Annotated in this window: 13 protein-coding genes; 9 read left to right on the forward strand and 4 right to left on the reverse strand. The window is 65.3% G+C overall.

The features are described from left to right. Nucleotides 1-146 precede the first annotated feature (146 nt). The 7 genes from A3CW_RS0101040 (at nucleotide 147) to pyrF (ending at nucleotide 8,047) form a co-directional block, all read left to right on the forward strand. Nucleotides 147-1,148 carry an arabinose ABC transporter substrate-binding protein gene (locus A3CW_RS0101040; RefSeq protein ID WP_028201902.1) on the forward strand — a complete coding sequence of 334 codons (1,002 nt, stop codon included), beginning with the start codon at nucleotides 147-149 and terminating at the stop codon, nucleotides 1,146-1,148. Between the two features lie 114 nt (nucleotides 1,149-1,262). Continuing rightward, entirely contained in the window at nucleotides 1,263-2,774 is a 1,512-nt protein-coding gene (araG, locus tag A3CW_RS0101045) for an L-arabinose ABC transporter ATP-binding protein AraG (protein WP_028201903.1), read from the forward strand. A gap of 23 nt (nucleotides 2,775-2,797) precedes the next feature. Continuing rightward, a complete protein-coding gene (gene araH, locus A3CW_RS0101050) occupies nucleotides 2,798-3,814 on the forward strand; it encodes an L-arabinose ABC transporter permease AraH (RefSeq protein ID WP_028201904.1) in 1,017 nt (338 codons plus the stop codon). 33 nt (nucleotides 3,815-3,847) lie between these two features. Then, nucleotides 3,848-4,660 (forward strand): SDR family NAD(P)-dependent oxidoreductase, encoded by an 813-nt coding sequence (locus A3CW_RS0101055; RefSeq protein WP_028201905.1) that lies wholly within the window; start codon nucleotides 3,848-3,850, stop codon nucleotides 4,658-4,660. Then, nucleotides 4,657-5,562 carry an SMP-30/gluconolactonase/LRE family protein gene (locus tag A3CW_RS0101060; protein WP_028201906.1) on the forward strand — a complete coding sequence of 302 codons (906 nt, stop codon included), beginning with the start codon at nucleotides 4,657-4,659 and terminating at the stop codon, nucleotides 5,560-5,562. The genes A3CW_RS0101055 and A3CW_RS0101060 overlap by 4 nt, the downstream gene beginning before the upstream one ends. A gap of 417 nt (nucleotides 5,563-5,979) precedes the next feature. Continuing rightward, complete coding sequence (locus tag A3CW_RS0101065) at nucleotides 5,980-7,056, forward strand: aldose 1-epimerase (RefSeq protein WP_051481161.1); 1,077 nt, start codon at nucleotides 5,980-5,982, stop codon at nucleotides 7,054-7,056. Nucleotides 7,057-7,231: 175 nt separating this feature from the next. Further along, on the forward strand, nucleotides 7,232-8,047 hold the full coding sequence (gene pyrF / locus A3CW_RS0101070) for an orotidine-5'-phosphate decarboxylase (protein ID WP_028201908.1): 816 nt from the start codon (nucleotides 7,232-7,234) through the stop codon (nucleotides 8,045-8,047). Nucleotides 8,048-8,322: 275 nt separating this feature from the next. Here pyrF and A3CW_RS0101075 read toward each other — a convergent pair whose 3' ends face one another. Genes A3CW_RS0101075 through thiL form a run of 4 tightly spaced genes read right to left on the reverse strand, consistent with a single transcriptional unit; the run spans nucleotide 8,323 to nucleotide 11,022 of the window. Beyond that, nucleotides 8,323-8,865 (reverse strand): cupin domain-containing protein, encoded by a 543-nt coding sequence (locus tag A3CW_RS0101075; RefSeq protein WP_028201909.1) that lies wholly within the window; start codon nucleotides 8,863-8,865, stop codon nucleotides 8,323-8,325. A gap of 55 nt (nucleotides 8,866-8,920) precedes the next feature. Then, on the reverse strand, nucleotides 8,921-9,421 hold the full coding sequence (locus A3CW_RS0101080) for a CinA family protein (RefSeq protein WP_028201910.1): 501 nt from the start codon (nucleotides 9,419-9,421) through the stop codon (nucleotides 8,921-8,923). Between the two features lie 37 nt (nucleotides 9,422-9,458). After that, nucleotides 9,459-10,043, reverse strand: coding sequence for a phosphatidylglycerophosphatase A family protein (locus tag A3CW_RS0101085; RefSeq protein ID WP_028201911.1), 585 nt, complete (start codon nucleotides 10,041-10,043; stop codon nucleotides 9,459-9,461). Further along, nucleotides 10,033-11,022, reverse strand: a complete 990-nt coding sequence (gene thiL, locus A3CW_RS0101090; protein WP_028201912.1) for a thiamine-phosphate kinase — start codon at nucleotides 11,020-11,022, stop codon at nucleotides 10,033-10,035. Before thiL ends, A3CW_RS0101085 begins: the two co-directional genes overlap by 11 nt. A 187-nt stretch (nucleotides 11,023-11,209) precedes the next feature. Between thiL and A3CW_RS0101095 the strand changes: the two genes are divergently transcribed. Both A3CW_RS0101095 and A3CW_RS44790 read left to right on the forward strand, forming a co-directional pair. Next, nucleotides 11,210-13,504 carry an NADP-dependent malic enzyme gene (locus tag A3CW_RS0101095; RefSeq protein WP_051481085.1) on the forward strand — a complete coding sequence of 765 codons (2,295 nt, stop codon included), beginning with the start codon at nucleotides 11,210-11,212 and terminating at the stop codon, nucleotides 13,502-13,504. 267 nt (nucleotides 13,505-13,771) lie between these two features. Beyond that, the gene (locus tag A3CW_RS44790; RefSeq protein ID WP_081771473.1) at nucleotides 13,772-14,203 is read left to right on the forward strand and encodes a ribonuclease domain-containing protein; all 432 of its coding nucleotides are present in this window, start codon (nucleotides 13,772-13,774) and stop codon (nucleotides 14,201-14,203) included.

The following is a 14,203-nucleotide window of genomic DNA, read 5'->3' on the forward strand; positions in this document are numbered from 1 at the left end:
TGAAAAAGTAATTCGCAGCACGAAGGAACGCGAGGTTAGAACGAATACGCAGGAATCCGCCGCAGCGCTGGCCGCGCGCCGTGGCGGGTAAAAGAAGAGGCGGCCGATACCCTTCCCGTGACTGAAGAAGACAGGAGACTAGCAACATGCAACGACGCATCTTTCTGACGCTGGTGGCTGCAGCCGCCACTGCCATGTTCGCGCAAGCGCCCGTCGCGCAGGCCGCCGACCAGGTGAAGATCGGCTTCCTCGTGAAGCAGCCCGAAGAGCCGTGGTTCCAGGACGAATGGAAGTTCGCGGAAACGGCCGCGAAGGAAAAGGGCTTCACGCTGGTAAAGATCGGCGCGCCCTCGGGTGAGAAGGTCATGAGCGCGATCGACAACCTGGCCGCACAAAAGGCGCAGGGGTTCATCATCTGCACGCCTGACGTGAAGCTCGGACCGGGCATCGTTGCCAAGGCCAAGGCCGACAACCTCAAGATGATGACGGTGGACGACCGCCTCGTCGATGGCGCGGGCAAGCCGATCGAGTCGGTGCCGCACATGGGCATCTCGGCGTACAACATCGGCAAGCAGGTGGGTGACGGCATCGCCGCCGAAATCAAGAAGCGCGGTTGGGACATGAAGGACGTCGGCGCCATCGACGTGACCTACGAGCAGCTGCCGACGGCGCATGACCGCACGAGCGGCGCAACCGACGCACTCGTGGCCGCGGGCTTCCCGAAGGCGAACATCGTCCAGGCGCCGCAAGCGAAGACCGACACGGAAAACGCCTTCAACGCCGCCAATATCGCGCTCACCAAGAACCCGCAGTACAAGCACTGGGTGGCCTACGCGCTGAACGACGAAGGCGTGCTCGGCGCCGTGCGCGCAGCGGAAGGCCGCGGCTTCAAGGCCGACAACATGATCGGCATCGGCATCGGCGGCTCGGACTCCGCGCTCAACGAGTTCAAGAAGCCGCAGCCGACGGGCTTCTACGGCACGGTCATCATCAGCCCGAAGCGTCACGGCGAGGAAACCTCGGACCTGATGTACACGTGGATCACGCAAGGCAAGGAACCGCCGTTGCTCACGCTGACGACCGGCATGCTGGCCACGCGCGACAACGTGGAGAGCGTGCGTCAGCAGATGGGTCTCGCTTCGAAGTAAGCGCTGGGTAGAAGTGGTTTGGGGTGTTTCCCGCTGCGGGGCGGCCTGCAAGGCCGAAGGCTGTGAAGGGCGTGAAGGCCGCGCCCGCAGCGTATCGAATGAGAGGAAACCGAAGTGTCAGCGACACTGCGTTTTGACAATATCGGCAAGGTGTTCCCAGGCGTGCGTGCGCTCGACGGCGTGTCGTTCGAGGTGAACGCAGGCGAAGTCCATGGCCTCATGGGCGAGAACGGAGCGGGCAAGTCCACGCTCCTCAAGATTCTCGGCGGCGAGTATCAGCCCGATTCCGGCCGCATCCTGATGGACGGCAACGAAGTGCACTTCTCCGATGCGGCGGCCTCGATTGGCGCGGGCATCGCCGTGATTCACCAGGAACTGCAATACGTGCCTGACCTGACCGTCGCGGAAAACCTGCTGCTCGGCGCGTTGCCCAATGCGCTCGGCTGGGTGAAGCGCGGCGAGGCGCGCAAGTTCGTGCGCGAACGTCTCGCTGCGATGGGCGTGGATCTCGATCCGGCCGCGAAACTGCGCAAGCTCTCCATCGCGCAGCGCCAGATGGTGGAAATCTGCAAGGCGCTGCTGCGCAACGCGCGCGTGATCGCGCTCGACGAGCCGACCAGCTCGCTCTCACACCGCGAGACCGAAGTGCTGTTCAAGCTCGTGCGCGAGCTGCGCGCCGACAATCGCGCGCTCATCTACATCTCGCACCGCATGGACGAGATCTACGAGCTGTGCAATGCCTGCACGATCTTCCGCGACGGCCGCAAGGTCGCCTCGCACGAGAAGCTCGAAGAGGTGAAGCGCGAAACGCTCGTGGCCGAAATGGTGGGCCGCGAGATCAGCGACATCTACAACTATTCGCCGCGCGAGCACGGCAGCGTGCGCTTCGCCGTGCGCGGCGTGGAAGGGCATCCGCTCAACGAAGCGGCGAGCTTCGAGGTGAAGTCGGGCGAGATCGTCGGCTTTTTCGGGCTCGTGGGCGCGGGGCGCAGCGAGCTGATGCAGCTCATCTATGGTACGCACAAGCGGCGCGCGGGCGAGATCGAGCTGGACGGCAAGACCATTCGCGTGAAAAGCGCGAGCGACGCGATTCGCCACGGCATCGTGCTGTGCCCGGAAGATCGGAAGGAGCAGGGCATCGTCGCGATGGCGACGGTTTCGGAGAACATCAACATCAGTTGCCGTCGGCACTTTCTGCGCGCGGGCATGTTCCTCGACCGCAAGAAGGAAGCGGAAACGGCGGACCGCTTCATCAAGCTGCTGAAGATCAAGACGCCGAGCCGCCGCCAGAAAATCCGCTTTCTCTCGGGTGGCAACCAGCAGAAAGCGATTCTTTCGCGCTGGCTCGCCGAGCCCGACCTGAAGGTCGTGATTCTCGACGAACCGACGCGCGGCATCGACGTCGGTGCGAAGCATGAAATCTACAACGTGATCTATCAGCTCGCCGCGCGCGGCTGCGCGATCGTGATGGTGTCGTCGGAGTTGCCGGAAGTGCTCGGCGTGTCGGATCGCATCGTGGTGATGCGCGAAGGCCGTATATCGGGCGAGTTGCCGCGCAGCGCGGCGAGCGAACACGCGGTGCTTGACCTCGCGCTGCCCAAGCGCACGCAGGCCAGGGCCGCATGAGTGGACGGGGAGGAGTGACTGAAATGCAAGCAAGAGAAAACCTGGCGGCCGAAACCGCCAAGAGCGTCGCCGACGCGCTGATTCCGAGTCCCACCGACAAGCAGAAGTGGTGGCAGCAGATCACCGAGTACAGCCTGATCGTGATCTTCGCGATCATGTTCATCGTGATGTCGCTGACCGTCGATCACTTCTTCTCGATCGAGAACATGCTCGGCCTCGCACTGTCGGTCTCGCAGATCGGCATGGTGGCCTGCACGATGATGTTCTGTCTCGCCTCGCGCGACTTCGACCTTTCCGTGGGCTCGATTGTCGCGTTCGCGGGCGTGCTCTGTGCGATGGTGCTCAACGCGACGAACAACACGTTCATCGCTATCGTCGCGGCCGTTGCGGCGGGTGCCACGATCGGCTTCGTGAACGGCGCGGTGATCGCGTATCTGCGCATCAACGCGCTGATCACCACGCTCGCCACGATGGAAATCGTGCGCGGCCTCGGCTTCATCGTCTCGCACGGCCAGGCCGTGGGTGTGTCGTCGGACACGTTCATCGCCATGGGCACGGCCTCGCTTTTCGGCGTGCAACTGCCGATCTGGGTCACGCTCATCTGCTTCATCGTGTTCGGCGTGATGCTCAATCAGACGGTGTACGGGCGCAATACGCTCGCCATCGGCGGCAATCCGGAAGCGTCGCGTCTCGCCGGTATCAAGGTCGAGCGCACGCGTGTATGGATCTTCCTGATCCAGGGCGCGGTCACGGCGCTCGCGGGCGTGATTCTTGCCTCGCGTATCACGTCGGGCCAGCCGAATGCGGCCGAAGGCTTCGAGCTGAACGTGATCTCGGCGTGCGTGCTGGGCGGCGTCTCGCTGCTGGGCGGCCGCGCGACGATCTCGGGCGTGGTGATCGGCGTGCTGATCATGGGCACGGTCGAGAACGTCATGAACCTGCTCAACATCGACGCGTTCTACCAGTACCTCGTGCGCGGCGCGATCCTGCTCGCGGCGGTGCTGCTCGACCAGCTCAAGAACCGCGGCGCACGCGATTGAGTACGCTGACAGTTTCATAAGGAAACCAAAACGATGTCGCTCAACGCAAATTCGCCCGCCAATGCGCTCACGCGCCATGCGCACGAAAACTACGCGCGCTATCCGAGCCTGGCCGACCGCGTGGTGCTGATCACGGGCGGCGCGACCGGCATCGGCGCCTCGTTTGTCGAGCACTTCGCCGCGCAGGGCGCGCGCGTGGCGTTCTTCGACATCGACGCAAGCGCGGGCCAGGGGCTCGCCGACGAACTCGGCGATTCGCGGCACAAGCCGCTCTTCGCCAATGTCGATCTCACCGATATTTCAGCGCTGCGCGCCGCCATTGCCGATGTGAAGGCGGCGCTCGGGCCGATCGAAGTGCTCGTGAACAACGCGGCCAACGACAAACGCCACACGCTGGCCGAAGTCACGCCCGAGTCGTTCGACGCGGGCGTGGCCGTGAACCTGCGGCATCAGCTGTTCGCCGCGCAGGCCGTGGCGGAGGACATGAAGGCCGCACGCGCGGGCTCGATCATCAATCTGGGCTCGATCAGCTGGATGCTCAAGCAGTCGGAAATGCCGGTCTACACGATGAGCAAGTCGGCGGTGCAGGGTCTCACGCGCGGTCTCGCGAGAGACCTTGGCCCGTACGGCGTACGCGTGAATTCGCTCGTGCCGGGCTGGGTGATGACCGAGAAGCAGCGCCGCCTGTGGCTCACCGACGAAGGCCGCGAGTCCATCAAGCGCGGCCAGTGCATCGACGCGGAACTGCTGCCCGCAGACCTCGCGCGCATGGCGCTTTTTCTTGCCGCCGCCGACAGCCGCATGATCACGTCGCAGAACATCGTCGTTGACGGAGGCTGGGCATGAGCGCGGACGACGTGGTGGCGGAACTGCTCGTCCACGCGAAATGCGAGCTGGGCGAAGGCGCGACCTGGTGCGCGCGCAGCGGCCGGCTCTATTGGGTCGATATTTCGGGCAAACGCCTGCAACGCTACGACGCCAATGCGTCCGGCGCCAAACACGTCACGTGGGAGATGCCCGAGCGCCTCGCGTGCTTCGCGCTGTGCGAAGACGAGCGCACGCTGCTCCTCGGCCTCGCCTCGCAACTGGCGTTCTTCGACCTCGAGACGGGCGCGATCGAAACCATCGTCGAAGTCGAACCCGGCGTGCCGACGCGCCTGAACGACGGACGCTGCGACCGCCAGGGCCGCTTCGTGTTCGGCACGAAGTATGAGGGAACGCCGAGGCAAGCCATCGGCGGTTTCTATCGTCTGAACCACGATCTCACGCTCGAACGTCTGCCGCTGCCCGCACCCGCGATCTCGAACAGCATCGCGTTCAGCCCGGACGGATCGACGATGTACTACACCGATACGCTCACTCGCGAGATTCGCGCCTGCGACTACGGCGCAGACGGAATGATTGCAAACGAGCGTACCTTCGTCACGCTCACCGACGACACCGGCGTGCCGGATGGCTCGACCGTCGACGCGGAAGGCGGCCTCTGGAACGCGCAGTGGGGCGGCGAGCGCGTGGTGCGTTATGGCGCCGACGGCGTCGAAACCGAGCGCGTAAAGATTCCCACAGCGCAGCCAAGCTGCGTTACGCTCGGCGGTGCGCTTCTGGACACGCTTTATGTCACGAGCGCGCGCGAGGAAATGGAGGAGGAGGCCCTCGCGCGCGAGCCGCATGCAGGCGGCGTGTTTTCGGTTCGAATTGGCCGTCAGGGCCTTGAAGAACCGCGGTTTCAGGGGCGCAGGCGCGCCTGAGTCCGGCGTATCAGGCGCTTGCACAAGGGCGCGCGTGGATTTTCATCAGACGATACGCGCGCGCGAACCGTGCAACTCGCCGCTGGCGGCAGGCGGCATGAAGAGACGGACAGTCGTTGCAGTTCGGCAACAGATGCAGTCGATCGATAGTGTGCAGTTGGCTTTGCCAGTACCACTAGAAGGGCGAACACAAGAAGCGGCCACAGGCCCGTGCGCAAGCGCGGTGTCGACAGGCCTCCGGTGAGCCGCCTTTTGCGGCGGCAATCAAACATGCCTCTCGAGGAGCATCTTATGAGCGTCGCGAATTCCGCTGTGCGTCGACCTACCCGTTCCACCGTTTCTGCAGGCGCCGCTGCTGCAAGCGTGCCGCCCACCGCTACATCCGCTCCGTCTGTCTCACCGGTTGTGTCACCGGTCGTGTCACCAGCTGCCGCCGCGCGCCGCGCGCGGCTCGAAGCCGCCACGCATCCGGTATTGCCGGGGCCGAGCACTTCGGCGGTCGCGATCGGCGCGGCGGGTTCGAGCGACGTGGCGTGCGTGACGCTCGCGAACGCGTATCTGAGGCTCGACGTCGCGCCCCAACTGGGCGGCGGAATCACGCGTTTCGACTGGCGCAGCGAAGGCGCGTTCGAGCCCGTGTTTCGCCGGTGCGAGCGCGTGAGCGCGCGCATGGACCCGAACGAACTCGCGTGCTACCCGCTGCTGCCGTACTCGAACCGCATCGGCGCAGGGCGTTTTCACTTTGGCGGCCGCGATATCGAAGTGCCGCGCAATCGCGCAAGCGAACCGCTGCCGATTCACGGCGACGGCTGGCTCGCGCCCTGGAGCATCGAAAGCGCCGATCGCGAGAACGTGCGCCTCGTGCTCGATCGCAGCGACGGCGAACCGTATTCGTACCGCGCGGCGCTCACCTATGCGCTCGACGGCGCGACGCTCGCGATGACGCTGGAAGTGGAGAATACGGGCCGCGAGGCGCTGCCGTTCGGCCTTGGCGTGCATCCGTTTCTTGCGCGCGACACGAGCACCGAGCTTTCGGCGCCCGCGAGCGGCCTGTGGCTCTCGGGCCAGGACTGGCTGCCGGTGCGCCACGTGCCCGCGCCGCCCGCCTGGCAGTTCGGCGTGGCCTATCCGCTGCCTGCGCAACTCGTCAATCACGCGTTCAGCGGCTGGAGCGGGCGCGCGGCAGTGGTGTGGGAGCGTCGCAGGCTCTCGCTTTCGATTTGCGCGAACACCGACTACTACGTGCTCTACACGCCTCCCGGCGCAGACTTCTTCTGCTTCGAACCCGTCGATCATCCGATCAACGCGGTGAACCTGCGCGGCGGCGGCGATGCGAACGGCATGACCGTGCTCGCGCATGGCGAGCGGCTCGTGCGGCGCTTTTCCTTCACCGTGGAGCGCATGGACATGCGCGCGCCAGCCAGCCCGCACCGGGCCGGCGCGCGCGGCCGCACGGGCGCGAGAGGCGGCAAGGGCGCACGCGCACGGACGTAAGGCGGTCGCGAGCTGGGCGTAGCGCGCGTCGGCCACGCGCGCTCAGTTTTTCCGACGATTCATCTCGCGGGAGCGCCGGGCGCAGGCCGATTCCGGAGCCGCGACGCGGCCTCATCTTCCGGGGCGGGTAAAATACGCGCCGTTTTCCCTTATTGGCTCGCCGCGAGCAACCACCATGACTTCCTTCATCCAGACCCTCGGCGCCGCCTGGCAGCGCGCCGGCTCGCTGTTGTGCGTGGGCCTCGACCCCGAGCCCACGAAGTTTCCCGCCGCGCTGGCCGGCCGCAGCGACGCGATCTTCGAGTTTTGCCGCGAGATCGTCGACGCCACCGCGGCGTACGCGTGCTCGTTCAAGCCGCAGATCGCCTACTTCGCCGCACACCGCGCCGAAGACCAGCTCGAAGCGCTGATCGCGCACATCCACGAGAAGCACCCGGGCCTGCCCGTGATCCTGGACGCCAAGCGCGGCGACATCGGCAGCACCGCCGAGCAGTACGCGCGCGAAGCCTTCGAGCGTTTCAAGGCCGACGCCGTCACGGTCAATCCGTATATGGGCTTCGATTCGATCGAGCCGTGGCTTGCGCATGAGGGTAAGGGCGTGATCGTGTTGTGCCGCACGTCGAACCCTGGCGGCTCCGACCTGCAGTTCTTGAGCGTTGACGGCAAGCCGCTTTATCAGACCGTTGCGGATCTTGCCGCGAACAAATGGAACGCGAGTGGTGAGCTGGGACTCGTGGTCGGCGCGACGTTCCCGAAGGAAATCGAGATGGTGCGTGCGATCGTGGGCGACATGCCGCTGCTGATCCCGGGTATCGGCGCGCAGGGCGGCGATGTCGAGGCCACCGTGAAGGCCGGCCGCTCCGCGAATGGCACGGGCATGCTCATCAACTCGTCGCGCGCGATCATCTACGCGAGCAAGGGTGAGGACTACGCGCTGGCGGCTGCAACCGTAGCCAAAGAGACGCGCGACCGCATCAACGCATATCGCTGAACCCCAACGTTGTCTGGCCGGTGCGCGCGTCTGCGATTGCCGGCCGATTCTTAAACTTTCCCCAACATTCTTTGCGGCTATCAGAGGCTCTCTCGGTGCAATACCGAGAAACTAAGCGTCCTCCGATACGTTTTGCCGCTCCTCCTGCGTAACATTCGGGCGTTATAGGCGGGCCGTGACCCGTGCCGTTTTGCCTGATGGATGGTGGTAGGGCGTTCGCTGCGTGTTTTCGGAAACGCAGCCTGTTACGCAATTGTTTAGATGCGTCGCGTCGCTCAGTCTTTCTTCATGGCGGCCACGGACGCCGGCTTGCCCAACAGCTCGATGATCGATCGATGCAGCGGGTATTTTTCGGCCAGCGCGTTCGCATCGGCGATCTCGAACTCGCTGAACTCGAACCCCGGCGCCACCGTGCAGCCCACGAGCGCATAGGTCGAAGGATCGCAGCAGCGCGCCGCGAACCAGTGTCCGGCCGGCACGACCGCCTGGAACACGGTGCCCGGATGGTCGAGCGCGTGGCCCAGCTTGCGCGTGGAGAGCACGCCACGTTCGTCGATCGAATGAATCTCGAGGGGCGAGCCCGCGTAGAAGTGCCAGAGCTCGTCGGAGCAGATGCGGTGCCATGCCGAATAGGCGCCTTCCGCGAGCAGGAAGTAGATGGCCGTCGAGGCTGCGCGCGTGCCCTCTGCTGCGGCTGCGCCGTCGCGCCGCACGAGCTTGTCGGCTCGATAGGTCTCGCTGTAGTAGCCGCCTTCGGGGTGCGGTTCAAGCCCGAAACGGCGGATCAATTCTTCGACTGCGGTAATCGCGGCTGCCATGGCGTGCGCCTCCTTGGTGGGCCCGGCCGGCGCGCCAGCGAGGCGCGGGCCGGTTTTAGCGTTCCTGTTCGTCGATGAACGCGAGCAGCCCGCGCAACGCGTGCGCGGCTGCCTGCACGCGGATCTGCTCGCGGTCGCCCTTGAAGACCAGCGTCTCGACGCTCGTATGCAGCCGGTTGCTCCAGCCGAACGACACCATGCCGACCGGCTTTTCCGGCGTGCCGCCGCCCGGTCCAGCGACGCCGGTGATGGCGAGCGAAACTTGTGCCCGGCTGTTGCTGAGCGCGCCTTCGGCCATCGCGCGCGCGACCGGCTCGCTCACGGCGCCGTGCTTTTCGATGAGTTCGGGCGGCACGCCGATCATCTCGGTCTTCGCCTGATTCGAGTAGGTGACGAAACCGCGTTCGAACCAGACGCTGCTGCCGGAAATGTCGGTGACGGCAGTGGCGACCATGCCGCCCGTGCAGGACTCGGCGGTCGCGAGCATGAGCCGCCCGTCGCGCAGCTTGTTGCCGACGCGGATGGCGAGTTGGTGAACGACGGAATCGGTAGACATTGCAGCAATCCGTTGGGTTGGCGGCGGCGAGGTGGGGTTACACCGACATGCGCCAGAGCGCGATGACGAGCAGCGTGAAGAAAGCGGCGACGATGTCGTCGAGCATGATGCCGAGGCCGCCCTTGAAGCGCCGGTCGAAATAGCGGATGGGCGGCGGCTTCACCATGTCGAAAAACCGGAAGACGACGAAGGCCCACAGCCGACCCTCGAAACCGACGGGCGTGATCATGAGCAGCACGAGCCAGAACGCGACGATCTCGTCCCAGACGATGGCCGAGGGATCCTCCGTGCGCAGCTTCTTCGCCGTGAACCCCGTGATCCAGATGCCCGCAAAGAAGCCAAAGAAGATCAGCAATCCCCACTCGGTCACCGTGAGATAGCGGTTGAGCACCTCGAAGGCCGCCCAGGCGAACAGCGTGCCGGCCGTACCGGGCGCGAGGCGCGAGAGCCCCGAGCCGAAGCCGAGCGAAACGATGTGCAGCGGATGGGTGAGCATGAACGGCGCGTCGGCGCGGCGCGGGCCAGCGGGCTGACCGCCCGTGCCGGGTGTGGCGGCGTTGCGTGCCGGGCCTGCCGGAGGAGCCGGCTGACCGGCGGGCGAGGGCGTGGGGTCAGTCTGCATGGAAGTGATCGAAACCTTGCAACGTCAGATTGAGCGGCGTGCCACCCGCGTCGCGCCAGGCGATCTCGGGGGCGGCTTGCGGCGAAGTGCGGGAAGTCATTGTACCGATGCGCGTGACGCGCACACCCGCCTGTTGCGCCGCCGCCTCGACCGCGTCGCGCTGCGCGGGCGCCGCCGAGAAACACAGTTCGTAATCGTCGCCTCCCGCAAGCGCGCATTGCAGCTGCACATCGCGCGGCAGGCGCGCAAGCGCAGGCGAGAGCGGCAGGGCGTCGACGTCGATCGTCGCGGCGAGGCTCGAGCGTTCCAGAATGTGGCGCAGGTCGCCGGCCAGGCCGTCCGATACGTCGAGCGCCGCGCGCGCCACGCCGCGCAGCGCGAGGCCCAGCGCCACGCGCGGTTCAGGGTATTCGAGCGCCCGGCGCAAATGCGCGGCGTCGGGCTCGCTCACCTGCCATTCGCCGCGCATCATGCCGAGGCCCGCGCGCGCGTCGCCGGGCGTGCCGGAGACCCAGATGTCGTCGCCCGCCTGGGCGGCATCGCGCCGAAGTGCGGCATCCTGACGCACTGAGCCGAATACCGTCAGGCACAGGTTCAGCGGCCCTGCCGTGGTATCGCCGCCGATCAACTCGCAGTCGAAGCGGTCGGCCAGCTCGAAGAGTCCCGCACTGAACGCAGCTAGCCAGTCCTCGTCCGCCCTGGGGAGCGCGAACGCAAGCGTGAAGCCGAGCGGCTGCGCACCCATCGCGGCGAGGTCGGAGAGATTCACGGCGAGCGCCTTGTGGCCGAGCGCGTGCGGAGCAATGTCGGGGAAGAAGTGGCGGCCTTCCACCAGCATGTCGGTCGAGATGGCCAGCATTTCGCCCGCGGCGGGCGCGATGAGCGCGCAGTCGTCGCCAATGCCCAGCGTGGCGCGTTGCGTATTCGTGCGCGCTCGCCGCGCAAAATATCGGTCGATCAGGGAGAACTCGGAAAGCATGACGAAAGGGTTATGACAGTTGGGGAATGGCCGTCGCCGCATAGGGCGCCCTGGCATGGCTTTCCCCCCCATCGCGGTCGCGGCACTTGCGCCCGAACTGAAAGGAATGCTGTCAAGGATTGGCGCTACAATCGGTCAACTTAGCGTTCGAGTTGTCATTCTAATCCGCACCAACGTCCTGCCTCCCATGTCGAATCCCGCTACGAACAAGCTTCGCGAAGCCGCCCTCGATTATCACGAGTTCCCCACCCCCGGGAAAATCGCGATCGCGCCGACCAAGCAGATGATCAATCAGCGTGATCTCTCGCTCGCGTACTCGCCGGGCGTCGCGTTCGCGTGCGAGGCAATTGTCGAGAATCCGCTCAACGCCGCGCGCTTCACGGCGCGCAGCAACCTCGTGGGCGTCGTGTCGAACGGCACGGCCGTGCTCGGCCTCGGCAACATCGGGCCGCTCGCTTCGAAGCCGGTGATGGAAGGCAAGGCGGTGCTCTTCAAGAAGTTCGCGGGCATCGACGTGTTCGACATCGAACTCAACGAGACGGACCCGCACAAGCTCGTCGACGTGATTGCCGCGCTCGAACCCACGTTCGGCGGCATCAACCTCGAAGACATCAAGGCGCCCGAGTGCTTCATCGTCGAGCGCGAAGCGCGCAAGCGCATGAAGATTCCGGTCTTCCACGACGACCAGCACGGCACGGCCATCGTGGTGGCAGCCGCCTTCACGAACGGCCTGAAGGTCGTGGGCAAGGACATCAAGGACGTGAAGCTGGTTGCGTCGGGTGCGGGCGCGGCCGCACTGGCGTGTCTGGACCTGCTCGTCGACCTGGGCCTCCCGCTCGAAAACATCGTCGTAACTGACCTGGCGGGCGTGGTCTACAAGGGCCGCACCGAGCTGATGGACCCGGACAAGGAGCGATTCGCGCGCGAAACCCACGCGCGCACGCTTGCCGAAGTGATCGAAGGCGCCGATATTTTCCTCGGCCTCTCCGCGGGCGGCGTGCTCAAGCAGGACATGGTCAAGCAGATGGCGGCCAGGCCGCTCATTCTCGCGCTCGCCAACCCGACCCCGGAAATCCTGCCGGAGCTCGCGCTCGAAGTGCGTCCGGACGCCGTGCTCGCCACGGGCCGCACGGACTACCCGAACCAGGTGAACAACGTCCTGTGCTTCCCGTTCATCTTCCGTGGCGCGCTCGACGCGGGCGCGACCACCATCACGCGCGAAATGGAAGTCGCCGCGGTGAACGCGATTGCGGAACTGGCGCGCCAGGAGCAAAGCGATGTCGTGGCCACGGCTTACGGCATCCAGGATCTACAGTTCGGGCCTGAGTATCTGATTCCGAAGCCCTTCGACCCGCGCCTGATCGTCAAGATCGCACCGGCTGTGGCCAAGGCGGCAATGGACTCGGGCGTCGCGACCCGTCCGATCGAGGACATGGACGCCTACGAGCAGCACCTCCAGCAGTTCGTCTACCACAGCGGCACGACCATGAAGCCGATCTTCCAGCTCGCGCGCGCCGTGGAGCCGGAGAAGAAGCGCATCGTGTTCGCCGAGGGCGAAGAGGAGCGCATCCTGCGTGCGGTGCAGATCGTGGTCGACGAAAAGCTCGCGAAGCCCATCCTGATTGGCCGCCCCTCGGTGATCGAGCAGCGCATCGCGCGCTACGGCCTGCGCCTGCATGCCGGCCAGGACTACACGGTCGTGAACACCGACCACGACGAGCGCTACCGCGAGTTCTGGCAGAGCTACGCGAAGCTCATGGCCCGCAAGGGCATCACGCAGCAAATGGCGAAGCTCGAAATGCGCCGCCGCACCACGCTGATCGGCTCGATGCTCGTGGAAAAGGGCGAAGCCGACGGCATGATCTGCGGTACGGTCAGCACGACGCACCGCCACCTGCACTTCATCGATCAGGTGATCGGCAAGAAGGCCGGCTGCAACGTCTACGCGGCGATGAACGCGCTCGTGCTGCCGAACCGGCAGATTTTCATCGTCGACACGCACGTCAACGTCGACCCGACGCCGGAGCAGCTCGCGGAAATCACCATCATGGCGGCCGAGGAAGTGCGCCGCTTCGGCATCGAGCCGAAGATCGCGCTGTGCTCGCACTCGAACTTCGGTTCGAGCAACGCGCCTAGCGCGCAGAAGATGCGGGACCTGCTCGAAATCCTCCAGGAGCGCGCACCGGACCTGCACGTGGACGGCGAAATGCACGGCGACGTGGCGATCGACGCGAACCTGCGCAAGGAGATCCTGCCCGAGTCGACGCTCGAAGGCGAAGCGAATCTGCTCGTCATGCCGAATATCGACGCGGCGAACATTTCCTACAACCTGCTCAAGACGGCGGCCGGCAACAACATCGCCATCGGGCCAATCCTGCTGGGCGCGGCCAAGCCGGTGCACGTGCTGACGGCTTCCGCCACGGTGCGCCGCATCGTCAATATGGCGGCGCTGCTCGTCGCAGACGTGAACGCGGCACGTTAAGCTCGCTCGCGCAGGTTGCCGGCGGCGCCGGCGTGGTTCCAGAAATCGGCGTGCTCTGCGAGCGCGCCGATTTTTTTGCCCGCGTAACCCGGCTCGATCGAGCAAAATCGCGCAAAATGAGCTTGTAAAATTTACCAGTCTGGCCCTTGTGCGGAGTCAAGCGATGGTTGTCCTCGCCTGACTAACGTTGCTTCCAGGCATCATTAGCGATACCCTTACACCTTTCATGGTCGTCGAACGCGTAACCAGGGAAGCGGGAACCAGGGGATGGCGCCTCGTCTAACTCATTGTTTCGGCGGCAGTTTGTCTGGCTTGCGGCGCGCCGCGGCGGTGGCGCTGGTCGCAACCGTAGCGCTCGCGGCAGGTGGCGCTCAGGCGCGCACGAGTCAGCCGGAAGATACGGGTAATTCGCCCAGCAGCATTTCGGTCAACGAACTTCCGCGTGAAGCGGTGGGCACGTTGAGCCTGATTGCGGCAGGCGGCCCGTTCCCTTACGAGAAGGACGGCGTCGTATTCGGGAATTTTGAGCGGATATTGCCACCGCAGCGGCGGGGCTACTATCACGAGTACACGGTCCCGACGCCGGGCGCGCACAACCGCGGTGCCAAGCGCATCGTTTGCGGCGGCCCACGCAAGCGGACCGACAACTGTTACTACTCCGACGACCACTACGCCAGTTTCAGGCGAATTATTGATTGA

Source organism: Paraburkholderia nodosa DSM 21604, from assembly GCF_000519185.1.
Taxonomy (GTDB): Bacteria; Pseudomonadota; Gammaproteobacteria; order Burkholderiales; family Burkholderiaceae; genus Paraburkholderia; species Paraburkholderia nodosa.

Bases quoted from the DNA above. Each gene is read 5' to 3' on its own strand.
- A3CW_RS0101040 (WP_028201902.1), top strand. From the start codon at position 147: ATGCAACGACGCATCTTTCTGACGCTGGTGGCTGCAGCCGCCACTGCC.
- araH (WP_028201904.1), top strand. From the start codon at position 2,798: ATGCAAGCAAGAGAAAACCTGGCGGCCGAAACCGCCAAGAGCGTCGCC.
- A3CW_RS0101055 (WP_028201905.1), top strand. From the start codon at position 3,848: ATGTCGCTCAACGCAAATTCGCCCGCCAATGCGCTCACGCGCCATGCG.
- A3CW_RS0101060 (WP_028201906.1), top strand. From the start codon at position 4,657: ATGAGCGCGGACGACGTGGTGGCGGAACTGCTCGTCCACGCGAAATGC.
- pyrF (WP_028201908.1), top strand. From the start codon at position 7,232: ATGACTTCCTTCATCCAGACCCTCGGCGCCGCCTGGCAGCGCGCCGGC.
- A3CW_RS0101075 (WP_028201909.1), bottom strand. From the start codon at position 8,865: ATGGCAGCCGCGATTACCGCAGTCGAAGAATTGATCCGCCGTTTCGGG.
- A3CW_RS0101080 (WP_028201910.1), bottom strand. From the start codon at position 9,421: ATGTCTACCGATTCCGTCGTTCACCAACTCGCCATCCGCGTCGGCAAC.
- A3CW_RS0101085 (WP_028201911.1), bottom strand. From the start codon at position 10,043: ATGCAGACTGACCCCACGCCCTCGCCCGCCGGTCAGCCGGCTCCTCCG.
- thiL (WP_028201912.1), bottom strand. From the start codon at position 11,022: ATGCTTTCCGAGTTCTCCCTGATCGACCGATATTTTGCGCGGCGAGCG.
- A3CW_RS0101095 (WP_051481085.1), top strand. From the start codon at position 11,210: ATGTCGAATCCCGCTACGAACAAGCTTCGCGAAGCCGCCCTCGATTAT.
- A3CW_RS44790 (WP_081771473.1), top strand. From the start codon at position 13,772: ATGGCGCCTCGTCTAACTCATTGTTTCGGCGGCAGTTTGTCTGGCTTG.